The organism is Companilactobacillus bobalius (genome assembly GCF_009764355.1).
The window spans coordinates 147,713-171,617 of record NZ_LNUA01000076.1 but is presented as its reverse complement, the minus strand read 5'-3'; the positions used below and the strand labels follow the sequence as shown (position 1 = coordinate 171,617).

At 34.5% G+C, this 23,905-nt stretch carries 22 protein-coding genes and 1 other RNA gene; 11 read left to right on the top strand and 12 right to left on the bottom strand.

The genetic code is table 11. From position 1 onward, the window contains the following. The first annotated feature begins 58 nt into the window (after nucleotides 1-58). On the top strand, nucleotides 59-379 hold the full coding sequence (locus tag ATN92_RS16140; protein ID WP_025086035.1) for a helix-turn-helix domain-containing protein: 321 nt from the start codon (nucleotides 59-61) through the stop codon (nucleotides 377-379). 174 nt (nucleotides 380-553) lie between these two features. Here the strand turns inward: ATN92_RS16140 and ssrA are convergent. Continuing rightward, nucleotides 554-918, bottom strand: a transfer-messenger RNA (tmRNA) gene (gene ssrA, locus ATN92_RS16135). Between the two features lie 144 nt (nucleotides 919-1,062). Between ssrA and ATN92_RS16130 the strand changes: the two genes are divergently transcribed. Then, entirely contained in the window at nucleotides 1,063-1,710 is a 648-nt protein-coding gene (locus ATN92_RS16130) for a DUF3862 domain-containing protein (RefSeq protein WP_056951721.1), read from the top strand. Nucleotides 1,711-1,780: 70 nt separating this feature from the next. Then, nucleotides 1,781-2,224, top strand: a complete 444-nt coding sequence (locus ATN92_RS16125) for a hypothetical protein (protein WP_056951720.1) — start codon at nucleotides 1,781-1,783, stop codon at nucleotides 2,222-2,224. Here the strand turns inward: ATN92_RS16125 and ATN92_RS16120 are convergent. The 3 genes from ATN92_RS16120 to ATN92_RS16110 all read right to left on the bottom strand — a co-directional run bounded on the left by ATN92_RS16120 (nucleotide 2,221) and on the right by ATN92_RS16110 (nucleotide 6,717). Beyond that, the gene (locus tag ATN92_RS16120) at nucleotides 2,221-3,384 is read right to left on the bottom strand and encodes an MDR family MFS transporter (protein ID WP_056951719.1); all 1,164 of its coding nucleotides are present in this window, start codon (nucleotides 3,382-3,384) and stop codon (nucleotides 2,221-2,223) included. The two genes, ATN92_RS16125 and ATN92_RS16120, sit on opposite strands and share 4 nt — an antisense overlap. 411 nt (nucleotides 3,385-3,795) lie before the next feature. Beyond that, nucleotides 3,796-5,763: a hypothetical protein gene (locus tag ATN92_RS16115; protein WP_056951718.1), complete on the bottom strand. Its 1,968-nt coding sequence runs from the start codon at nucleotides 5,761-5,763 to the stop codon at nucleotides 3,796-3,798. 195 nt (nucleotides 5,764-5,958) lie between these two features. Next, the gene (locus ATN92_RS16110; RefSeq protein ID WP_056951717.1) at nucleotides 5,959-6,717 is read right to left on the bottom strand and encodes a hypothetical protein; all 759 of its coding nucleotides are present in this window, start codon (nucleotides 6,715-6,717) and stop codon (nucleotides 5,959-5,961) included. 117 nt (nucleotides 6,718-6,834) lie between these two features. Between ATN92_RS16110 and ATN92_RS16105 the strand changes: the two genes are divergently transcribed. From ATN92_RS16105 to ATN92_RS16095, 3 genes are all read left to right on the top strand, one after another. Further along, on the top strand, nucleotides 6,835-7,161 hold the full coding sequence (locus ATN92_RS16105) for an ArsR/SmtB family transcription factor (RefSeq protein ID WP_056951716.1): 327 nt from the start codon (nucleotides 6,835-6,837) through the stop codon (nucleotides 7,159-7,161). Then, complete coding sequence (locus ATN92_RS16100) at nucleotides 7,151-7,768, top strand: cation efflux transmembrane domain-containing protein (protein WP_056951715.1); 618 nt, start codon at nucleotides 7,151-7,153, stop codon at nucleotides 7,766-7,768. Before ATN92_RS16105 ends, ATN92_RS16100 begins: the two co-directional genes overlap by 11 nt. 220 nt (nucleotides 7,769-7,988) lie before the next feature. After that, entirely contained in the window at nucleotides 7,989-10,340 is a 2,352-nt protein-coding gene (locus ATN92_RS16095) for an isopeptide-forming domain-containing fimbrial protein (protein WP_056951714.1), read from the top strand. A 132-nt stretch (nucleotides 10,341-10,472) separates the two neighbouring features. Here the strand turns inward: ATN92_RS16095 and ATN92_RS16090 are convergent, their stop codons facing one another. Further along, the gene (locus ATN92_RS16090) at nucleotides 10,473-11,111 is read right to left on the bottom strand and encodes a GNAT family N-acetyltransferase (protein ID WP_056951713.1); all 639 of its coding nucleotides are present in this window, start codon (nucleotides 11,109-11,111) and stop codon (nucleotides 10,473-10,475) included. Nucleotides 11,112-11,421: 310 nt separating this feature from the next. Between ATN92_RS16090 and ATN92_RS16085 the strand changes: the two genes are divergently transcribed. Next, on the top strand, nucleotides 11,422-12,603 hold the full coding sequence (locus tag ATN92_RS16085) for an MFS transporter (protein ID WP_056951712.1): 1,182 nt from the start codon (nucleotides 11,422-11,424) through the stop codon (nucleotides 12,601-12,603). Nucleotides 12,604-12,642: 39 nt separating this feature from the next. Here ATN92_RS16085 and ATN92_RS16080 read toward each other — a convergent pair whose 3' ends face one another. Together ATN92_RS16080 and ATN92_RS16075 are read right to left on the bottom strand one after the other, a co-directional pair. Next, nucleotides 12,643-12,852 carry a DUF3923 family protein gene (locus ATN92_RS16080; protein WP_056951710.1) on the bottom strand — a complete coding sequence of 70 codons (210 nt, stop codon included), beginning with the start codon at nucleotides 12,850-12,852 and terminating at the stop codon, nucleotides 12,643-12,645. A 2-nt stretch (nucleotides 12,853-12,854) separates the two neighbouring features. Next, nucleotides 12,855-13,280 (bottom strand): GNAT family N-acetyltransferase, encoded by a 426-nt coding sequence (locus tag ATN92_RS16075; protein WP_056951709.1) that lies wholly within the window; start codon nucleotides 13,278-13,280, stop codon nucleotides 12,855-12,857. A 145-nt stretch (nucleotides 13,281-13,425) separates the two neighbouring features. Here ATN92_RS16075 and ATN92_RS16070 point away from each other — a divergent pair, with 145 nt between their 5' ends. Then, nucleotides 13,426-13,746, top strand: a complete 321-nt coding sequence (locus tag ATN92_RS16070; RefSeq protein WP_056951708.1) for a DMT family transporter — start codon at nucleotides 13,426-13,428, stop codon at nucleotides 13,744-13,746. On the opposite strand, the gene ATN92_RS16065 is transcribed toward ATN92_RS16070, so the two are convergent. Further along, complete coding sequence (locus ATN92_RS16065) at nucleotides 13,743-14,420, bottom strand: YoaK family protein (RefSeq protein WP_056951707.1); 678 nt, start codon at nucleotides 14,418-14,420, stop codon at nucleotides 13,743-13,745. The genes ATN92_RS16070 and ATN92_RS16065 overlap by 4 nt on opposite strands. A 133-nt stretch (nucleotides 14,421-14,553) precedes the next feature. On the opposite strand from ATN92_RS16065, the gene ATN92_RS16060 reads away from it, so the two are divergent. The 3 genes from ATN92_RS16060 to ATN92_RS16050 all read left to right on the top strand — a co-directional run bounded on the left by ATN92_RS16060 (nucleotide 14,554) and on the right by ATN92_RS16050 (nucleotide 15,990). After that, complete coding sequence (locus tag ATN92_RS16060) at nucleotides 14,554-14,799, top strand: hypothetical protein (RefSeq protein WP_056951706.1); 246 nt, start codon at nucleotides 14,554-14,556, stop codon at nucleotides 14,797-14,799. Nucleotides 14,800-14,876: 77 nt separating this feature from the next. After that, complete coding sequence (locus ATN92_RS16055) at nucleotides 14,877-15,743, top strand: glycerophosphodiester phosphodiesterase (RefSeq protein ID WP_056951705.1); 867 nt, start codon at nucleotides 14,877-14,879, stop codon at nucleotides 15,741-15,743. A gap of 4 nt (nucleotides 15,744-15,747) precedes the next feature. Continuing rightward, a complete protein-coding gene (locus tag ATN92_RS16050; RefSeq protein ID WP_056951704.1) occupies nucleotides 15,748-15,990 on the top strand; it encodes a DUF3781 domain-containing protein in 243 nt (80 codons plus the stop codon). Nucleotides 15,991-16,023: 33 nt separating this feature from the next. Here ATN92_RS16050 and ATN92_RS16045 read toward each other — a convergent pair whose 3' ends face one another. The 4 genes from ATN92_RS16045 to ATN92_RS16030 form a co-directional block, all read right to left on the bottom strand. Further along, nucleotides 16,024-17,271, bottom strand: coding sequence for an MFS transporter (locus tag ATN92_RS16045; protein ID WP_056951914.1), 1,248 nt, complete (start codon nucleotides 17,269-17,271; stop codon nucleotides 16,024-16,026). Nucleotides 17,272-17,575: 304 nt separating this feature from the next. Then, nucleotides 17,576-20,194, bottom strand: a complete 2,619-nt coding sequence (adhE, locus tag ATN92_RS16040; RefSeq protein ID WP_056951702.1) for a bifunctional acetaldehyde-CoA/alcohol dehydrogenase — start codon at nucleotides 20,192-20,194, stop codon at nucleotides 17,576-17,578. Nucleotides 20,195-20,859: 665 nt separating this feature from the next. Then, nucleotides 20,860-22,536, bottom strand: coding sequence for an oleate hydratase (locus ATN92_RS16035; RefSeq protein WP_056951701.1), 1,677 nt, complete (start codon nucleotides 22,534-22,536; stop codon nucleotides 20,860-20,862). 166 nt (nucleotides 22,537-22,702) lie between these two features. Beyond that, nucleotides 22,703-23,899: an acetate/propionate family kinase gene (locus ATN92_RS16030; RefSeq protein ID WP_056951700.1), complete on the bottom strand. Its 1,197-nt coding sequence runs from the start codon at nucleotides 23,897-23,899 to the stop codon at nucleotides 22,703-22,705. Nucleotides 23,900-23,905 lie beyond the last annotated feature (6 nt).

The window sequence follows — 23,905 nt, the reverse complement described above, 5'->3', positions numbered from 1 at the left end:
TTGACATTTAATTTAGTCTTATCGTAGGGGAGCTTAAGGCTTGAGGTGTATGACTACTATGGCTAAAAGTTACAATGATTTTATTAGACAAAAAAGATTAAGCAAGGGATTAACAATTGAACAGCTTGCCGAAATTTCTCATGTTTCTAGATATACAATCTCAAGGTTGGAACTGGGAGAATCAGGTAGCATATCCTTATCTAAGTTGGAAAAAATTGTCCACGCTCTAGATATGGAGATGGGTGATATTTTTAAACACAGTCTCATTGATGAAAAAACTGATAATTTCTTTAAATTTATGAATACAATGAATCTGAAAGATCGCCAATCTTATGTAGATTTATTCATGGAAATAATCGGCTTCGTTGATGATAAATAAATTGGTTATAAAAAAACAGTAACTAACCGTAGTTAGTTACTGCTCCCTTACTTATTTTTGACGATAAACATATTTATCCAATATACATGCCTAGTATTAGATAAATTATGAAAAAGAAAAAAAGCCAGCTATATCAAGGTATAAATTACCTGATATAGCTGACTCTTATTTGCTTTATGGAGGTGAGGGGAATTGAACCCCTGTCCAAGCGTAATGCTATGCAAGCCTCTACACTCATAGTTGTATTATTTAAAGTTTCGCCACTATGAACGCCATACAACCCGGCTAGCCACAATGACTATTCCGACAATCTCTTTTTAACTATTCAGAATGCGTAGTTAAACGTAGCCCAATATTTTTGAGACCCATTTCCAGCCCTTGGGCGAAACTAGAATGGATCACGCTTAGACTGTTTTTAGGCAGCTAATGCGTAGTTATTATTATTTTTTGCAGTTATAATAAACTGTGCGTTTTAAAGGGACGCAAGGCCCTAAGTGCAACTCACACGCTACTACACATGTCGAATCCAGAACACCCCCATTAGTGTTCACAGTCTATACTATCGAATTTTGTTTTATTTAGCAAATTATAAGTTTATTTATTATGAAAATATTGGTGCATCTAGGATGCTACTTTCAGTAAATACTAGTAAAATACTGAATATAGACGGAGGTATAAACATATTGAATGAAAATGAAAAGAAACCTTTCTATAGAAGAAACTGGTTCTGGATCACGATTCTTTCGATTATTATTGTAGTGTCAGCTACTACCTACATCGCCAACTATTCCTACTATAAAGATGAAGCTGATCAAGCTAATGTGGATCAACGAAAAGATCAATCAGAGAGAAAACAGGCCGAAAAGAATCCTTCTTTGGTTGCTAAATACAATTCCATTAAAACCGGCAAGAATGGCTACTCCAGAAAAGTCATCACTAATCTACTTGGAAATCCTACTGAAACACAAATAATGGATAAAAAAGGAAAAGAAATCACCGCCACATGGAATAAAACTGACAACAACAATCAAGTAATGATTCAAATTACTTTTTTCAAAAACATCGCTAAATCTAAATCCATCCAAGGACTTGATATTGATCGAGAAAATAGTTTGACCCTAGCCGATTTCAATAAACTTAAAAATGGTGACAATTACAACCGTGTTATCTCTGTACTTGGCGATCCTGACGATTATTCTGACATTAATGGAATTAGAACATTAACCTATGTTTCGGACTTATCTGAAGCAGATCCTAGTCAAAATGCTTCAATTGATATTAAGCTATCCGATAATAAAATAATCGCCAAATCACAAGTCAATTTAAAATAAGCCTCTACAAGAGTAGAAAAACTCCTTAATTATTAAGACTAACGGTCTTCATAGATTAGGGAGTTTTTATTTGCCAAAATTGCTTTCAACTTTTCTACAAATGCCAGATGATATTAACAGAGATCAATTACTGTCTAAGGAGATTGCATTGAAAAAAATTATTATAGTGCTTGCCACCATTCTAACCACAATTATTTTAGGCTTCTTTGTTATTCCTGAAATTTCTTACATACTTCAAATAAAAAGTGTTATTAATTCTGAACTGAGCAATGGTAATATTACTTACAAGTCTACTAATCAGAAAATTAAAGATTTCTTACAAAAACATCATTATCAAAAAGTAAAAGATATAACTGAATTTCAAGGTTCAGATGGCAAAAGTGGTTATCTAGTTGCTACCCTGGATAACAAAAATGATTTAGGTATTTTTATATCTTACGAGCACTTCGGTCCCTATTTGTGGAATCCACATATAATTTCCGTTAACCATTTTCCGTCTAATTATTATAACTAATTGTTAACAAGTAATTTTCGATGACCAAAACGCAAAATCACCAAAGACACTGCTAAAATAACAATCGCTACTAAATATAAAAGATTGTAAGAACCATGTTCTACAATCAATCCACCAACTAATGGTCCAATCGCTCTAGCAAAAGTTGAAGACATGCTCAACAAACTTTGATAACGCCCTGCCTCCGATTTTGGTGTCGATTCACTAACCATAGCTGGAATTCCCGGATAAACTAGAGTTTCACCTAAGGTTAAGACAACCATCCCAATAACAAACGCTAAATAAACTTTTGCATTAATAATTGAAGCAAATGCCGCAATAAACAAGATGACTCCAAGTGGTATCTGAATTCTCTTAAACCACGCTTTATTTTCAACCAAACGATTAATTAATGGCAAAACTAAAACAATCACCACTGCATTGATGGTCCACAACAAACTATAACGGCTAACAGGAATCCCTAAATTAGTTAAGTGAGCGGAAATGTTACTGCTCCATTGTGAATATGCCAACCATGATACTCCTAAGAACAACGCAATCAGACCAACTCCTGGTTGTAATTTAGTTTTTCTTACCTTTTTAATCTCATCCTTTGTACCATTTTCAACTACCACTTCTCGATTATTGTAACCAAAGATTACTAATAGGAAAAAAAGCGTTAAGAAGAAAAAATTAGCTACAAAAACCAATGTCATCTGAACTCCAGCAATATAACCACCTAGAGCCGTTCCGATAGCATTTCCTAAATTGGTTCCCATGTAAATTCCATTAAAAAGTTTATAGCGGTCAACATCATCTATCTGCGCCGCAAATGAATTAATGACCGTAAAGGCACTACCAACACCAAATCCTAAGATTGGTAACAAAATCGGATACGCTGGCCAACCATGGTCAAAAATCAAGCCAACCAATGCCAATAATCCAATTAACGTACTGATAATAACCGTTTTATGACCACCCCAACGGTCAAATAATTTTCCACCTAAATAATTTCCTAAAAAGGTTAATATCGAATTGAAAAACAAAACCATCCCAGCGACTGCCAATGACTTGTGCAAATAATTGTGGATAAATATCGTATTGATAGGCCAAATAAAACTAGCTCCGACTGACTCTAAAAAAGCACCCAAAATCAGAGTCTTAGCTGATACTCTTTTCATAATTTCCCCTTAAACACATTATAAAGTTGTGAAAAGTTTATCATCTAAATGCTCATTGTCAACGTATGATATTCTGTAATTAAGGAGGAAGTCAAAATGTCTGATAATAATCCATATTGTCATCAAGGAATGACTTGTTTTTCCAGTTGCCACTGTTCAAGTAAAGATGGAATCTGTCATTGTCCAATGCTTGATGATCAAAAATGTACTTGCAACAGTTATTGTGGCCCTAAAACTCCAACTACAATTTAATTCAAAGAAAAAAATTGAAATAGAATCCAATTCCTTTCAACAAAAAAATCAGTTTAATGTCCCCTTTAATGGTCATTAAACTGATTTTTTATTGATATTTTCTTTATTTAAAACATCTATATAAAAGTCCTAAAAATATTTTACGTGGATACTTTAATTTTAAATACTATCTTCAAAGGTCCAATGTAATTCAGTACTATATTTCCCAGCCGTCGGCAATGTATTTCCAATATAAAGCAGAATTCCTTCGTCTTTTTTCCATCCAATTGATGATATATTATCTTGATCAAAACTCTTAATTAATACATCACTATTTGATAGATTGGTATAATCGTCATTTTGATAATAACGTAATGTCATTCCATCACCTAAAGGTTTTGATTCGGATACCAAAACCTTCATTGCCTTTTTATCTCTTCTTTGATCACTAATATTAATTGTGCTATTAGGTAAATTGTTATCATCTTGACGGTAATATACCTTATTCAGCTGTGAATCTTTAATTGTTCCAAAACTAATATCATTTACCGCAGCATTAAACTTATCATTTACATAGTTTATCGTATGTTTACTTGCACTCTCTTGATAGACCGAACCTCCATAATCATCACCATAATAATAGGGAACTGATTCAAATTTTTCCGCATCAGTTACTCCCGATACTGTTGCATCTATTTTTAATGAATGTGACTGTGCGTTCTCATTAAAATCTATTCCATTAATGATAATATAGGATTCCTTCTTATCTGAGCTGTTATAAACAGTATAATTATCTGAATCTACTTCTTTTCCATCTAATTCAACATTATTTACAAGTGTCCCTTTATGAACAGGAACTACATAACTTCCATTAGTCAAAATCGAATTTTTATTATTATTTTTTAAGTTGAATTCATATGAAATATTATCGTTATTAGTTACCTTATTTAAGGTATCGGAAGTATTACTACCATCATCATAAGTATTATTAATAACTTTAGTAGAGATCGAAAGATCTGGATTATTTTTAACCGTCAATGTTGCCTTATTAGTAGTTAAACTATCCGTTTGAATAAAGCCCAATAAAGAGACGGTTATTTGAGCCTGATACTGTGTCCCATTGTCATCCATAGTCGTTTTGGGGATAGTATAATCAACATAATCTTTGTAATTGCTACTGTTACTTGTCGCTACAGTGGTTTTGTTTCCGTCTTTATCATACTTATACCATTTAATCTGAATACTCCCACTTGTATTCGAATTAGTTCCATCTATATTACCATGCATACTAAACGTTGCCGATTGTCCAACATCAACTGTCTGATCATCAAGTCCACCACCAACTCTGACATCAGTATAGCCACTCGTAGTTGATCCGTCGGGATTTTGCATTTTGGCAGTTACTCTAACCGTACCAACAGCACCACTTTTTGCTATTAATTTATTCGTTGTTCCACCATTTTCAGTATCTTCCTCAAAATTAGCTATTTCAGGCTTATCAACTGAATAGGTTATTTTACCGGTTGCATCCGTTGGCGTCGGATATGCATGAATAAAAGTATAATTTTGTGATAAATCTGAATCTGATTCATTATATATATATTTATTGTCAGCGCTTACTTTGAGGCTGGTGGCATTTACCGGATCCTTAACATGTACAGCTGTTACCTTAGAATATATGTGGGTTTTTAAATAAGGCGTGAGTAAAGTGTAATATTGTGTATCGAGCTGATACCAGGTCGTTCCTGAACTCTTAGGAGTTATTGGAAAATTCATACGGTGACCGCCATCAGATTCCGAAACACTACTCCAGTTCTCACCATAGTCTGTCGATTTATACCATCTATAATGTGGCGAATCAACTGGTCCAGTTAAGACTGTCCAAATGGATCGACTTGCAGAAGTATGAACTACAATTGATTGCCCCACTTGAGTATAATAATCAGTTTCTGGCTGTAACGAGTAACCATTAGAAAACCAAATACCTAAGAAAACAATTGGATCCGAAGTTGGAGTTGCATATGGTTTAACAGTTTGATCATCAGCTTTAACAGTTAGTGAATCATTCTTAATATTGACAAATGAATAGAATATTATCACCAATACTAAAATCAAGCCAAGCCTAACTTTGTTAAATTTTTTCGTCATTATATATCCTTTCTAATTTGACCATTAATATAATATAATAATTTTTTAAATTCATAAAACAATATTACTCAAAATTAACTAAAAAATTACACATATTTTGTATTTTAATGAATATTATTATAAAAAGACATACAAAAAAAACAGACATCTATCGAATTTATAGTACGCGCCTATAAATTCCAACGGATGTCTGCTCTATTTTTCCACTGTCAACTCATGTAAAGTTTGTCCCGATGGTGACTTTAATTGTAGCCAGCCATTAGTTCCTGCAAAATAGAGAAATGTTCCAACTTCATTAACACTTCGTAAAACAATATCTTTTGTCAAAACATTGTCATGTAATTCCTTCTCATGTTCCTGTCGCAATCGTAAGCCAAATCTGCCAGCAAAACCAATCACACCAGATTTAGTCAATGGTGCCTGACCAACCAATATAGCCCCAGATTTAACTAAGAACTGGCTACGTTTTTGCCAATAAACCGTCGCTTTACTACCCTTATAATCAATTTTGAAAGGTACATCTGCTAAGGAAGCCATAAATTTGTGACGTGGTTTAACCCTTTTAACTGGAGTAGTTCTTAAACCAAAAGCAGACAGGATTGGCAACACATTCTGCCAATATTTTTCGTACAACTGTAGTGAAACCTGTGAAATTTGCATCTTATACTCAGCATTGATCTTATAACCCGATTGCACCATATGTTTAGTCAGGAAATAAAAGAAGTCCGTAACGATAAAGTTTTCCGGTACCACAATTTCAATATAGCTCGTAGCGGCCTCGGTATTGTCCAGATCTCCAATTCCTAATCCAATAATCTCACGGTTCTGCATTATCAAGAAGATTGATTCCTTACTGTATTCCTCAGGCTTCGTGAAATAATAATTAATACTTCCCAAATCCTTTAAATCTATGGTTATCTTTTGATCCGAATAATTTCCAGTGAAATCCGTCATGACCAAATCCTCCACAATTTATTAACATACAATAAATAAATCTTACCACAATATTATTTCTCTTGATGGTATGTTATCATTTACATATGTTAAAAATAACATATGTAGGAGAGAAATATGTCACAACTAAAAATCATTGCTCCTGATCTCTTAAACGAATCACAAAAAATTCTAAAGTTGCTTAGCAATCCAACTAGAATTCAAATGCTCAATATTTTGGAACAAAAAGAAATGAACGTCAGCGAGCTCGTCGAATTATTAGGCGTCGAGCAGTCAGTCATTTCTCACCAACTAGCTCTTCTTAAAAATTATCAACTAGTAAGCTCCCATCGAGTCGGAAAGGCTAATTATTATCAATTAGATGATCCTCATATTTTAGATGTTATTAATGAAACTCTAGAACACGCTGATCACGTTATGCGAGGTAAAAAACATGGTGAATAAACTAGATTATGTTAAAAAGAGTCTTCAAATAGAATATCTCTCAACTATTTGGATGGCCTTCGAATTTATTGTTGGTTTCTATTCTGGAATAAAAGCCGGTTCAATTCTTTTAATTGCTTTCGGTTTAGATAGTTTTTTAGAAATCATTTCTGGAAGTACCTTGATTTGGCGTTTAAAAAAAGAATTCAATAATGATTCGGTTGAACAAATCGAAAATGCCGAGAGAAAATCTTCTTTAATCGTTGGTAGCGTATTATTACTGCTATCAGCCTACGTTGTCGCCGTATCATTCTTTAATTTGATTACCCATCAAGCCGCTGACACTAGTATTTCCGGTATCTCAATTGCCATAGCATCGGTCCTATTAATGCCATTCTTCACCTTCAAAAAACGTTCTTTAGGTAAAAGTATTAGTTCTGACGCACTAATTGAAGACGGAATGTGTAATATCACCTGTGCATACATGGCAGGAACTGTACTTTTAGGTGCCATTCTAACTGCCCTCTTTGGTCTATGGTGGGTCGATTCAATTGCCGCCCTAGTATTAGTCTACTTTATCGCAAACGAAGGCTTGGAATCATTCAAAAATGGTTTAAATAAACATTAAATTAAATTTAATGTTTATTTTTTTTAGTGTTTCCTCTATTTTATATAAATATCTATATAAATATGAGGCTGAAAAATTAATCAAAATATCAATTATTCTTTTCGATATAGTATTATAATTACTGTGAATAATAGTATTTACGGGAGGAATTTATTATGAAGAGATTTAAATCTATCAATTTTTATTTGATGTTTTTCTTATAACTTTCATTCTCATACTATTGCTTCCCGTCACGAACGTACACGCAGCTGATCCTGACACCCAAACAAGTTATGATAAAGATATTACTTGGAATTCGGGTACATCCTCAGTAAATTCTTATCAACAATTGGAAATTGCTCCTGGAATTAGTCTAGGTTATGCTTTTGGTTTGACTCAAGATACAAACGGTAACGTAAAATCCATGTCTGATAATACACTTAATCAACCATCAGATACTCAAGGAGGTAACAATATTTACCGTTCAAAAATCAATATTTTTCTAAATGATAATGGAAAATATGTTGGTTCAGTCTTCCAGGGCTCTCATACTAGTACTACTTCATCAGTTAATACGGATCAAGTATCATCCACTTCACCAGATTTTTTAATTGCACCACTTAACACTAGTTTCGGACTTAGTGGTCTAACCGCTAGTAAGTATGCGCTTTTGGGCAGTAGTACTATTGGCCAACCCTCAACTGCATATATGCAAAATAAAAAATTCTATATTGGTAAAGATTCTAACGGACACGCTGCTTACAAGATTGTTGGTGACTTTGTAAGAGGAACTGGGACAGGCAATAATGTTTTTGATTTAAAGGCAGAAATTGTTTTACGCGCTTCGCCAACTAATTCTGCCATCATTCAAAGAGAGTTATTTTTAACCAATAATTCTAGTCGAACACAATCATTCCAGGTTCTATATGGTGAGGATACTAAATTAAGTGATAACGACCGTGTTCTAATAAAAGATTTGGGAAATTCTAACGGTCTATTCATTGAAGATGGTTCCTACAAATTAATGGTTACTAATGAAACTCCGGACGGATTCAATTACTACGCTGGTCAAACATTTAGTAGTAGCGGTATGGATTGGATCAAGGGGTTCGATTCTAAAACCGGAGCCGGTGCTGAGTCAAAGAACTACAAATACGGAGATCCAATAACTGGTACTGCAGCACTTAGTGACTCCAGTTATACTCTAAAGTGGGATCCAACTACCTTAGATCCTGGTGAAACTGCGCACTATGGCTCAACAATGGGTGTTACTGCTAGTCCCTATGCTCTGCCAGTTGTAAGTAAAACTTATACTAATCAAACTAATAGTACCGGAGTCAACAATATCGGTGATAAATTAAAATTCTCTTTAAAAGTTCGTAATAACGGATATGGAAGTTCATGGACCTATGAAAAGCTTAAGGATACTATTCCTGATGGTTTACAAATTGATCCTAATAGTATTGTTCTAACCTATAATGATGGTACATCAACTCCTATTAATGCTAGTGATTATGATGCTTCAACCAAAACGCTGACCATCCCACCGACATTATCTTTAACTGATGGTCAAGAAGCCACTATTTCATACAATGCTAGTATCACTCGAGATGCCAGTGGAAAAACCATTACGAATACTGCTTACTTCACTGGTCACGATACCAAAACATCAAGTAAAACCTATGATGCTTCGGTAGATATTCCAGTCAAAAAGTCTAAATTTGATTTCACATTTAACAAGTACGTCAAGAACGTTACTAAAGGTGAAACCAATTTTACAACAAGCACTAATGCTAATATTGGTGACATTGTTGATTTCTATATGGTTTATAAAGTATCTGCCGGTAGTGACTCTCTATTAGCTGGTACCAAATTAACCGATGATCTTCCTACTGGACTAGTTTTAGATGGAAAAGTTCATATTAAAGGTCCTAAAGATACAACGCCTTATCAATCTTCTCAAATAAATACTGGTATTAACCAGGTCGATGCTGGGGAAAACGTCACATTGGAATTCAATGCTAAAGTAACCTCTGCAGCAGTTGGTCAAGTAACCAATGTTGCTACTGTTTCTGGCGGAGTGAGCTCCTCAAATGAGACAATCCGTGACATGGTTTCTAACGGTGCTTCAGTTAATATTCAAAAGAGTGACGCCTTTACTGAAGTTCCTAGCCTGATAGATTTCGGCTCAGTTAATGTTTATGGAAAAGAAATGGTTCTTAACAATGTTGCCACTAAAGGTGGATTGATTGTTGCTCATCCCGACGACAATAATTTTAACGTTTCCGTTTCCTATGACAATAACAATACTGATACTCAAATGAAGAATTCCAATAATGAGACTTTGCAGGCTGACGACTCAGGCTTATTATTTATCAGACAAAGAACAAGTAAAGTTACCGATGATGGTACTTGGCAACCTATTACAACTGATGGCGTCCCTATTCAGACAGATAATTTTTCAGGAAGTCAAGATACCTTAAACCTATCTAACTACGTTGGTGCAAATGATTGGCAAATTCATTTAGCTCCGGGTACTTCAGCTGGAAATTACAAAGGCATATTATCGTGGAATTTGATTGAATCGATTTAAGAAAATCTCAAGAAAATTTAAATTTCCTTAAGAAAAACACCACTTCAAAAATAATTTGTTATTCTTATGAAGTAGGAATTAGTTGTTTTTAGTAAAAAAAGGACATTCACAATCGTGAATGTCCTTTTTGCTTTAGATAGCCTTTGATAAGACCCAATCTTTAACATCACCATGGCTCAAGTTAACTTTCTTAACTGAGCGTACGGCAAAATTATTCTTTTTATAAAATTTAACGTTCTTTTGTGTATTGGTTTCCAAAATAATATTGCGGTAACCAATTTTCTTAACATAAGGGCTAATATGATTATTTAGCATCTTACTACCAATTCCTTGACCACGTAAACTTTTATCTACAGCTAAATATTCAACAGCACATTTCTTCTTACCTTTTACTAAATCGAAAAGATCTTCGAATTTAAAGATATCGAATGCATTGAAACCATTGAATCCACTCATAAGAATCTGCGGTATCAACTTCAGACCATCCATTGATAGATAATCCCAGTTGCTTATCTGACGACCTTGATTGAATTCAATTAGAGCAACTGCTCTAGGCTTTCCCTTTCCGTCAGCTCCAACATAAACCAAACCTTTTTTCATGAATACATTAACTTCCAGAGCAAAGTATTTATGCAACAACTTATCAAACTTAGCACTAGATCTGAACTCTTGTTGGAACATGTTCTTAGTTGTGATGTATTCCTTAAATGAATCTACTAGTAAATTTATTATCTGAGGCTTATCACTGTTCAAGCCACTTCGAAAATCCAAAATATGACCTCCTTATTAGTCATACCTAACATATTAATACCATCCATACAAAATGTCCATTTATAAAATCATTTTTAATAAATTTATATGCCAAACGTTATTTTTGTTATATATATTTAATGAAATAGTTAGTTTAAAGTATTAGACATTAATATGGAATCATAGTAAGCTATGAGGTAATGTGAGATTTCAAGTTCATATCTAGCCGATATCTAAGTTCTTCTTAGAATATCGGCTTTCTTATCGTCAACTACTATCAGCAGATGGTAGTTTTTTTGAACTTAAAAATATTTATCATTAGGGGGGAAATATGGGGAAAAACAAGAAATCAATCTATATCCTTGTAGTCAGTAACTTTCTAATCTGTTTAGGAATCGGATTAGTTATTCCAGTTACACCATTTATCAAGAACGAGTTTCACTATACGACATCTCAAATGGGGGTCATGACGTCACTTTTTGCCTTCGCTCAATTTGTCGCCTCACCTATTGTCGGTAAGATGTCGGATAAAGTTGGACGTAAACCGGTAATTGTTATTGGTTTGTTCACCTATGCTATTTCAGAATTCATCTTTGCCATCGCAACTAGTTTACCTATCTTTAACATTTCACGTGTTATTGGTGGTTTATCGGCTGCGATGGTTGTACCAACTTCTATGGCGTTGGGTTCTGATCTAACAACTTTAAAAGAACGTGCCAAAGTTATTGGTTGGCTTTCTGCTGCCTTTAGTGGTGGTTTGATCTTAGGACCAGGACTTGGTGGTATTTTAGCTGGCATCACTTATAAAACACCATTTTACTTTGCTGGTGCTCTTGGTATCATCAGTGCCATCTTTACTTTATTCCTATTAAAGGAAAACAAAGAAGTTCTCGAAGAAGAGGCCTTGGAAGCTGAGAAAAAAGCCCAAGAACAAGGTTCTATCAAATCAATTTTAACTTTACCGATGGTCATGCTCTTCGGAATGATCTTGGTTTCATCCTTTGGTTTGCAAGGATTTGAAAGTATTTATAGTATCTACGTTAACCAAGTTTTTAACTTCGGTTTAAGTACCATCGCTCTAGTTTTAACTCTAAACGGAATTATTTCTTTAATTCTACAAGTTGCAGCTTTCAATTGGATCATTAATAAAATTGGAGAAATGCGTTTGATCAGTATTGCCTTTTTACTAAGTGCCGTCTGCGTCTTCTGGATCACTCAAGCACATTCACACGTCGAAGTCATCGTGGCAACGCTAATCATCTTTTCATCATTTGATTTATTAAGACCTGCTATTACAACTCTATTGACTAAATCTAGCCGTTCCAATCAAGGTCTTATCAATGGTATGAATATGTCATTGACTAGTATCGGGAATGTTATTGGACCACTAATGTCTGGAGCATTAATGGATTGGAATACTCATTATCCGTACTTAGTCGTAACAGTTATTCTGGCTGCATCTTACTTACTAACCTTTGTCGTTAGAAAGCATCCTATCGTACCAGCTGAATAAACAAAATCCTGATCAAATTTAATTGGTCAGGATTTTTTATTACTTAGATTTTCTTTTGATAAAAAACAATACTAATAATTGACATAAACAAACAAAAATAAAGCATCCACCTAAAACAGCTAACGAAACCATTCGTATTGTCGGATTCTGAATAACTCCAGCTCCGTCAATTCTTCTATTTAAAAGATAAATTGCACTAGCAACAAATAGTACTAACCAAGCAATATTAATTCCCCACCAAACTTTCATTCTTATCCCCTTTTCCATAACATCTGATATTCAACTTCATTAGTTGATTCATCAATACCTTCATGATCCACCTTAAACTCATTTTGTAGATAGAATTTTTTAGCCTGGATATTTTTGGCATAAACATCTAACGACAATTCTGAACATTCTTGTTTCAAATAATCTAATAACTTTCTGCCTACTCCACGACTCCGATATTCCTTTTTCACAAAAATTCCAGCCAAATAATTCCCATGTAAACCGGCAAATCCTACAATTTGATTCTTATCAACAAACACATATATATCAGCTTCTTTAAACTGTTCCTTAACAGAATTCAAATTGTCAATCCAATAATTCCTTTGTATAAAAGAATGAGCCTCCAAGTTCCCCTGTAACCAAATATCACTAACAATTTCAATTTCATCTGGTTGCATCTTTCGAATCATATTTGCCATTTCTCCTCAAATTTGCTATTCTTTATAGAAATAATTATACACCGCCGGGTGTCAACTAAAAAAAGTACTCTTATAAATTCCATTAGGCCATAGAAGGAATTTATAGGGGTACTTTATTTTTTTGGAGGAAATTATTATGAATTGGATTTATTTAATTATCGCTGGAATTTTTGAAGTCGTTTGGTCAACCACTATGAAATTAAGCCACGGCTTTACCAAAATCAGTTTCACTATTTACACCATTATTGGCTTATTTCTCAGCATGTTCTTTCTCGCCATTGCAGTTAAGAGAATGCCAATGAGTTTGGCTTATCCTATCTGGACCGGGATTGGAGCTGTTGGTTCCGTTATCATTGGAGTTGTCCTCTTTGGTGACAAATTATCACCACTGACTTGGGTCTTTGTAGCTCTTTTATTAATAAGTATCATTGGTATTAAGATTTCATCTGGTAATTAATACTTGTCTCGTAAGTAAAGTAAATAAGTATAATATCCACCAACTATTAATAACAAAACAGGAACTATCCAAATTGTTCTTACAAATAGCCACTTCTGAAGAAGAGCTGATGATACAGCTCCTAAAGCAAAACCGAGTACTAATTCAAAATAGATCACTGCTGTGGTTACATCACTCTTACGACCATGATAAAAATATTCAACAAAGGAAATAACAGCTTTTTTCAAATTACCTGTTGAAAAGACATTATTATATCCCATACCTTCAATTTGACTGAAGGCTACATTTTGCATCGCCATAACAAATGCTAGTGGTGGCACAATATAGATATTAGAAATTGTCTTAGGCATAAACCCAACAATTACACAGACCACGAACTCTACAATAAGGCTGGTTAAGCGCCAATAATGACTACGATTATTTTTATGTTTCATAATTTCAACGGTTATAATTCCTAAAACAAAGAACAACATTGTAAAAATTTTGGTCATAATCCCTGGTAAATTTTGCCGTGCAATATCTACACTGAGGAAAACAATATTACCCGTTTGACCTGCTGCTAAAACTCGACCGCGTTGAACATACGTATAAGCATCAATAAAACCACCAATAAATGTTAAGCCGATGGCTATCTCTTTTAATTGGAATAATTTAAAACTTTGATATCTTTTCATCTGTAACCTTCTTTTTATGACAATCATAATTTTATCAAAAAATAAGATAGTTTGCTTATTCCTTCGCCTTAATTTAATGACAGCGCAATCATTATGGTATATGCTGTAATTAATTAAGAGAGGATGCGATATTATGTTGTTACCAAAAGATGTTCAAGAAGAAATCAATCATTACAATGAAGAAAGTTTTCAATTACTTCACGATAATCCTTGGCTAATTCCAGCAATCCTAGGTTGCATGACATTACCCGCAGCTGTATGTATTCATGGTTTCTGGAAGAATAGACAATTAAAGAAGCAATTAAAAATCGAACGTGAAAAGACAAGACAACTAAATCTTCAGAATAAACATACTCATTTACTTTCACGTCATCTATAGAAGCGTCACCGTTATTTACGGTGGCACTTTTTTTATGTTTCAACTATGATGGAATATATCACAATAAGGGGAAAATCATGTTAAAAAAGAAATTTATTGCATTCTTACTTTTTTTCACAGTCCTATTAGAATTACCTATTTCATTAACTAACGTGGCTGCAGCGGCTGCACCAAAGGCCAAAGACCTTACCTCGATAACTCAAAGTGTCAATCACGCTTCACCAGAAACACCAATTATTTTTTCACATCGTGGTAGTCCTTATAACAATCCCGATCACTCTTTCAGTGGTTACAATCGTGCTATAAAGGATGGTACACAATATATTGAGCAAGACGTTTGGCTCAGTAAAGATAATAAATTATACGTTTCTCATGATGATAATTTGAAAAAATCAACTGGTTCAAATGTAACAATTTCTAAGTCAACATCTGCTAAATTGGACAAAATTAAACTACGTAATGGTGAAAAACTACATCAGTTAAAAGATGTCTTTAACCGTTATGGTAAAAAAGTTCACTACATAATTGAAACTAAAAAGAATGCTGGCGACAATACTGACACTGAAAAAACACTTGCTAAAGAAATCAAAAAATACAATATGAAGAATAATTTGATTATGCAAGATGAGAGTATCCCTGGTATCAAAGCTTTTCATAAATCATTAAAAAATGTACCTATCCTATGGCTACTAGATTCAGTTACCGAACGTCAATACAGTGAGGAAATTGAAAATGCTCCTCGCTACATCAAATTTATCTCTATTCGTTTGGAACAATGGACACCTAAATTAGTTAAACTGGCCCACAAAAATGGCTTCAAAACTAATGGTTGGATCATCAACACTTATAACGACAATTACAATGCCCTCAATACACTTAAATTAGATAGTGTCTTTACCAACAACACTAAAGAGACCGCTCATCTGATAGATAAATGGAAGTAATAATATGCCCAATCAAAAAACATTTTTAGAAAACATTTGTTATACGCCACTAGTTTTCGGGCGATTCAACAAAAAATTAAATTTGAATTTATCAGAACTCGAAATCAAACAGTTAGTTAATCAAATTATTAGTGCCGACAATACTATTTTTCAAAAAGAAGGAAAAAACTATTATCTTCAACATGAAAAAATTGAACTAGTAATTAATTCTTTTAACTACCGCTTAATTACCGCTAATAGAATATAAAAAAAAACTGAAATCAGATGATTTCAGTTTTTTTTATTTAGAATTCTTGACCATTCTAGGTAAAATAGCAAAAATAACTAATCCAACTAAGAACAATACACTTAATGAAGCTGCTCCAATAGTCGATTTACCAGTTAGTTGTGTAACAATCGCTACAATAAATGGACCCATAACTGCTGAGAATTTTCCTAAAATATTGTAAAAACCATAGAACTCACTACCTGATTCTTTAGGGATAATTTTCCCAAAGTAAGATCTGCTCAAAGCTTGCAAACCACCCTGACTAGTACCCACCAAAATAGCTAAGACCCAGAAATCAAAACTGGATTTTAGATTTAAAGCATACAGACAAATTAAAAGGTAAACTACAATTCCTAAAAGAATACCTTTTCTAGTAGAAGTTTTATCAGCAAACCAACCAAATAGAATGGAAAACGGTACTGCAATTAATTGTACGACTAACATAACAATCATTAATTCAGACGTTTTTATACCGATGTCCATCCCAATAGCGGTTGCCATTGTAAAGATAGTATCGACTCCATCTATATAGAAGAAATAAGCCACTAAGAACCAGGCTACTTGTTTATACTGTTTAATGTGTTTAATAGTTTGAAAAACTCGTTTAAAACTCCCTTTCAAAGGAGATGCTGTTGATTTAACAGAGTATTTTTGAGTAACATTTCTTTGTAGCGGCAAATAAAATACCAACCACCAAAGCGCTGCAATCACAAAGCTCCAATGAGCTATTCCTGTTCCATCTAATTTTCCAAAACCACTAGTTAATTCCAAAACAAGGAACAGTATAAAGGCAATTACCCCACCCAGATACCCATAAGCATAGCCATAAGTCGATATTTTATTCATTTGCTCATCATTAGACACATCAGTCAAAAAACTATCATAGAAAAGATTACTTACTGAGTAACCAATTGCTGACAGAACATAAACTAATAATAGTAAACGCCACTGTGAGGCAGGAACGAAAACTAATCCTACCGTCATCACTATCCCTAACCAACAAAACATGCTTAACAAGCGTTTTTTGAAGTGAGGATAATCCGCTAATGCCCCCAAAAATGGGGCTAATAATGACACTAAAAGTGTACTAAAACTATTGGCATATCCCCAGTACGCCGTAGAACTAGCTGCTGAAACATGATTAGCTGAAGTCATCGACTTAAAATAAACTGGTAAAACGGCCGTCGTAACAATTATTCCATAAGCAGAATTGGCCCAATCATACATGATCCAACTCCACTGCTCTTTATTAATTTTCAAATTGACACTTCTTTTATTCTTTAAAGAAATCATCAATTAACTACCCCCATCCATTTGCGTGAAGAAAACAGATTTATCTAACGCGAAGGAATTATAGCATGGGAAACGTTTTTTACGATACAAGTAAATACAATCGATTTTAATGACAATTATCTGTCCTAATAGCCATAACATAGGCTTTAAAATATTTTGGATTAAAAATAATATCGGTTAATATACAAAAATAGTCCCAATAACTCATAATCAAGTTATTAGGACTATTTTTTTAGTGCTTGAGAATCCGTTTTAATTCATTCTCAACTTATTATTTTTCAATTCCCTTACCAACATACATGTCTTCAAGGATTTGTTTCAATTCAGAAATTAGTGGTTCTTTAGGATTTGTGAATGAGAATTGATCTCCAAATGCTGCTTCTGATAATGCATCAACATTTTCATCAAATTCCTTCTTATTAATATAGTTATCTTTAAGACTTAACTTGATACCAAGTCCATGTGCAAGATCAATAATCTTCTTAACCAAAGCATCCTTCAAAGCTCTGTCATCTTTACCTGACAAACCAATGTATCTAGCAATAGTTGCATAATCTGAATCTGCTCTAAAGCTTTCGTACTTAGGCCACATAGTAATTTTTGTAGGTTGTTCGAAGTTGTAGTTGATTACTTGTGGTAAAGCAATGATTGAAGCCAGTCCATGTCTGATACCATAAACGTTTGTCAAAGCATCTGTAATTGAATGACCAACACCAGCAAAAGCATTACCGAATGACATACCTGCAAGTGTTGAAGCATTATGCATTTCTTCTTGTGCATCCTTATCACCAGTGGCAGCTTTTTCTAAGTTATCAAAGACTAATTTAATAGCTTGTAGTGCATATGGTCTTGTGTAATCTGAGGCCATATTGGCTACATAGGATTCAATAGCATTGTTCAAAACATCCATACCTGATTCAGCAATGATGTCTTTTGGCATTGTTTCAACAAATTGTGAATCAATGATAGCAACATCAGGCGTTAGGGCATAATCAGCGATTGGGTACTTTGTTCCTGTTTGTGTATCAATAATAGAACTAAATGGTGTAACTTCAGCTCCAGTTCCGTATGTTGTTGGAATAGCAACAAATTGTGCTTTTTCAGGCTTAGGGAACTTGTAAGCACGTTTTCTGATATCAATGAATCCTTGTTTTGCACCAAAGAGATCAACATCAGGATGTTCGTAGAACAACCACATATCTTTGGCTGTATCCATTGTTGTACCGCCACCTAATGCAATAATTGTATCAGGTTTGAACAAATTCATTTGAGTAACACCACGTTTTACAACATCTGTTGTTACAATATTATCAACATCAGAGAACATTGAATATTCAACATGGAACTTGCTACGTTTCAATTCATCAGTAATTGTATCAACAAAACCAAGTTGAACCATGACAGGATCACAAACGATAAAGGCTCTCTTCATACCTTCAAGATCTTCTAGATAACGAACTGAAGTCTTTTCAAAGTAAACTCTTGGTTGTTTAATCCATTGCATATTATTTCTCCGTTTTGCGATTGTCTTAATGTTAAGCAAATCAAATGAAGATACGTTATGAGAAATAGAATTCTTCCCCCATGAACCAGTACCAAGAGTAAGTGATGGAATCATTTCATTATAAAGATTACCAATACCACCAATAGCGGCAGGAGTATTTACCAAGACACGACTAGCTTTCATCTTAATACCAAACTCTGTAGCTAAGTCTTCATCCATTGTGTGAATACCAACTGTGTGACCTAAACCACCAAAGTGTAACAATTCATCAGCTTTTTCGAAGCCTTCTTTATGCCCAGCAACTTTATAAACCGAAAGTACAGGTGATAATTTTTCAGCTGAAAGTGGCTCTTCTGGGCCAACCTTTGATAATTCAACACCAAGTACTTTAGTATCAGTGGGAACCTTGATACCAGCTAATTTAGCAATTTCGATAGCTGATTTACCAGCGATAGGACCTTTAACCCCACCCTCTGGTCTAAACATTGCATCAGCTAATTTCTTATAATCTGATTTCTTAATGAAGTAAATCCTATTCTTTTCAAATAGAGATTTAACTTCGTCATAAATATCAGCATCAACGATGGCACTATTTTCAGAAGCACAAACCATACCATTATCAAATGTCTTTGATAAAACAATATCGTTAACAGCACGTTTGATATTAGCAGTCTTTTCAATGTATGCAGGACCATTACCAGGACCAACACCCAAGGCAGGTTTACCAGTTGAGTAAGCAGCCTTAACCATTCCAGGACCACCAGTAGCAAGAACACTAGCAATACCTTCGTTATTCATCAAGTATGATGTTGCTTCAATACTTGGTTTTTCGATCCATTGAATGACACCTTCTGGGGCACCAGCATCAACGGCAGCTTTTAACATAACTTTAGCGGCGGCAACAGAACAATTTTGAGCTTGGGGATGGAAACCAAAGATAATTGGATTACGTGTTTTCATGGCAATCAATGACTTAAACATTGCAGTTGAAGTTGGGTTAGTAACGGGTGTAACACCTGCTAAAACACCAAGTGGTTCAGCAACTTTGATCAAACGATGTTCTTTATCGTCTTCAATAATGCCAACAGTCTTGTCACGTTTGATTGAGTGCCAAATCTCTTCTGTAGCATACATATTTTTAATAACTTTATCTTCAACCATTCCACGGCCAGTTTCTTTATAGGCTAACTTAGCCAATTCAAAACTAGCATTCAATCCAGCAATGGCCATTTGGTGAACAATATGGTCAACTTGTTTTTGAGTAAAACCGTCCATGATATCCAAGGCCTTGTGAGCCTTAGCAACCATAGCATCAATAACTGGTTTTACATCTTCTTTTTCATCTGATTTTGTAGAAACCTTTGTATCTTTGGAACCTTTCAACATCTGATTACCTCCAAGATTTAAAAATCGATATATTTGTTAACTAATTCACGTTTTATCTTATCACTGTACAATCAATGTTCAAGTTATTTTGTTCAAAAAGCTCAAGTAAACGTTTTCACGTTGATATATCAACACCTGCAACTCAAACGATTGTCAAAAAATAATTTCACATCTTATTTCAATTGTGAATATTTCTTCACAATCTCATCAAAATGCCTATTCTAGGTTGCTTTCCAATTCACAAAAAAAAGAGCTGAATTGAAATTCAGCTCTTGCTTGTGAAAATATTTATCTTTTTTAATGAGATGTTTTGTCGTTTGATGTTAAATTTTATTTGTTTCAAATATAGATTGATTATAGGCATCAACCCCCTTTTTGTGGAGATTTTCGCTTAGGTGTTCTACTCTTAAATACATTTTGTATTGTGAAAATTTGGTCTATTCTATTCTCAATAGTTTTCCTTCTACGTTTCTAATAACTATACTTCAGATTCTAACAACCAAATTTTTATATTTTTCTTCTCAAGTATGCTGCCTAAACGGGTTGCGCAAGGGCAACCTCCTGTGGTTTGCTACAGTGCTGGAATTGCCCGCATAGTACGCGTGCGATTCCAGTACTTAGGCAAATCCTCGGAGGCTGTTCGCCCTTGCTCCACCCTCTCTCTATTATCTAAACATGGTCTTAGTAGCACGTGCCATTACTTTTGGATCTTTCTCATAATGGTGCATTGGTGTCATCTCTGACAATGGAATATTCAACAATGTATATACGGCACGTTGTGCTGCACGGAATGAATATTGTTCCGTAAAGACCATATCGAATGGTTGTTCACAGAATTGACTGATGAAGGCCAAATTCTTACTGTTCTTTGGAACTACATCTGGACGATCTCCGACGGCTCTTTGATTGAACATTGCACTTGCATATGGTAGGTGAACAGGAATTACATTGACAATGCTGTCCATAATTTCCTGTGTATGGTTCTTGATATTGTCTTTGCTTGGATCTACTTCTGCTAAGTGGCCTAATAATTCTTCTAGCATTTCTTTACCTGTCATTTCCATTACAGGCTTTTGTACATAATCACCATTTCTTCTTGGATACATGAAGTAACCCCAGAATGTTGACTCATTAGGCTTTTGTGCCTTGAAGTGTGGTTGATGATGAACAACGATTGACAACAATGGTGTACTGTTAATCCATGTATTCAAAGCATTTCCGGGCTCTTGTTGTGTAATACGTGAAATTTCATTTACCAAGAAGTGGCTGTTGGTTGTAACTGTGAGACTGACCCACTCACTTTGTGTACGATCACCAAAGAATTTGTCAGGATTACCTAGAGAATAGAACTTCTCAGCTGCTTTCTTCCAAAGTGCTGCACTAGGTGCATAATCCATATTTTCCTTAAATGGTGTATTAAAGTCACCAAGTGCTGAACTATCAGTAATTGAACCATTAGTATCGAAGACTAAGTCGTTTTCAGCAATATCAATGTGTCCTTCTTTGTTATCATTGTCGACTTCTTCATACTTGAGTCCAGTAACGATAATATCATCTTGAAGTGGTGTATCTTTGAATTCCAAATCAGTAACTTTACGGTTATTGATGAAGGTTACACCACGATCTTCCAAATACTTGCGCATTGGCAAAATGATACTTTCAAATTGATTGTATGGACTTCTTGTAACACCTTCTAGTGTATTGATACGACTGAATTCAAGAATCATACGATTCATATAACGACGTAGCTCAACAGCTGAACTAGCACGTTTGAAAGCAAATGTTGTTTGCCACATGTACCAGAAATTAGTTGTGAAGAAATGTGGACTGCTTGCAAACCATTCAGCAATACTAATGTTATTTAGTTTTTCTTCATCCTTTTCAGGCATCAACATCAATTTAGATAATAAATAACGATCCTTATTATCAAATTGCATATGTCTGTAATTGTCTTTATTAGGTTTTACACGTGGACCATCGCTATCGATCAAACGTCCAACATCATGTGTTGGATGAGCGTGGTCAAAATTCAAAATGTCATCCGTAACTGTTTGTCCAGGATGATCCAATGAAGGTACTGAACGCAATACATCCCAAAGGTTTTCAAATGTCTCTTCGTTCAACATTCTTCCACCTTTTGCTAGGAATCCTTTGCTGTTCGATAAAGCTTGGTTACCATACTCTGTTTCATAGTCTTTAACTGCAGCACCATCGTTTGCACCATGGTCTTCTAGACCCATCATTGTAATTTGATCGCCATTAAATCCCCCATCACGAATCAAATAAATAGCAGCAGCTAAGTTACCAACACCTGTACCAATCATGTAGGCTTTTCTTGTCATATCATGAACCTCCATTCCAAATTTGCTCTTTTCTATACACCCTTAATATAACAGTAAAAATAAAAAAGTAAAGGCTTACATCGCATTATTGGCAACATTTTTAATCTAATTTTTAACACTAAAAAAGGAATCAAAACAACTTAAATTTGTTTTGATTCCTTGATTTTTAATCACTATATTTTATTAATCTAACTACATCACGAACAATCATTAATTCCTCGTCAGTTGGTACAACCAAAACATCAGTAGTTGAATCTTTTGTACTGATACGACGAATTCCTTTGCCATTTTCGTTAGCTTCTTTATCAATTCTTATACCACGATAATTAAAGTGGTTTACAATGTCCTCACGAATTTCAGCACTTCCAGCACCAACGCCAGCAGTAAAGATCAAGACATCAGCTCCACCCAGTAGGGCAATATATGAGCCAATATACTTAACAATTCGATTGACAAAAATCTTGATAGCCAAATCAGAACGATGATTTTCATCCTTAGTTGCTAACAAATCACGCATATCTGGTGATACACCTGAAAGTCCCAACAAACCAGATTTAGTATTCAAAATTTTTACCATTTCATCAGGATCAGTAATCTTCATCTTTTGCATCAAATAAGCAACCAATGAAGGATCAACATCCCCAGAGCGTGTACTCATAGTAATACCAGCCAATGGAGTGAATCCCATGGATGTATCAACTGATTTACCGTCTTCAATTGCATCAATTGAAGCTCCACTACCAAGATGGGCAGAAATAATCTTAAGGTCAGCTAATGGTCTTTGTAAGTAATCGGCCGCTGCTTGTGATACATAGCGGTGACTTGTACCATGGGCACCAAATTTACGAACTCCATATTTTTCATAATACTCATAAGGAATACTATACAAGTAATTGACCGGATCCATTGTTTGATGGAACGAAGTATCAAAGACTGCTACTTGAGGAACATCTGGCAAAATCTTTTCAAATGCTTCAATTCCAGTTGCTTGACCGGGATTATGTAATGGGGCATATTCAGAAAGATTTCTGATTTGTTGGATCACGCGTGGTGTTACGATGGCTGAATCTTTAAAGATACTACCACCAGCGACAACACGATGACCTACTCCGGTGATCTCGTCATAACTTTTGATTATTTTCAATTCAATCAATTTATCAAGCATCATATTAACAGCAGTTGTATGATCAGGAATGTCTCCCAATTCACTGATTTTCTTGCCATTATATTGAACTTCAAAGACTGAATCTGGTAATCCCAAACGATCTACCATTCCTTTGGCGATAACCTTCTCATCAGGTACTGTATATAGTTTCCACTTCAATGTAGAGCTACCAGAATTAACGGCCATGATTTTAGACATTTAATC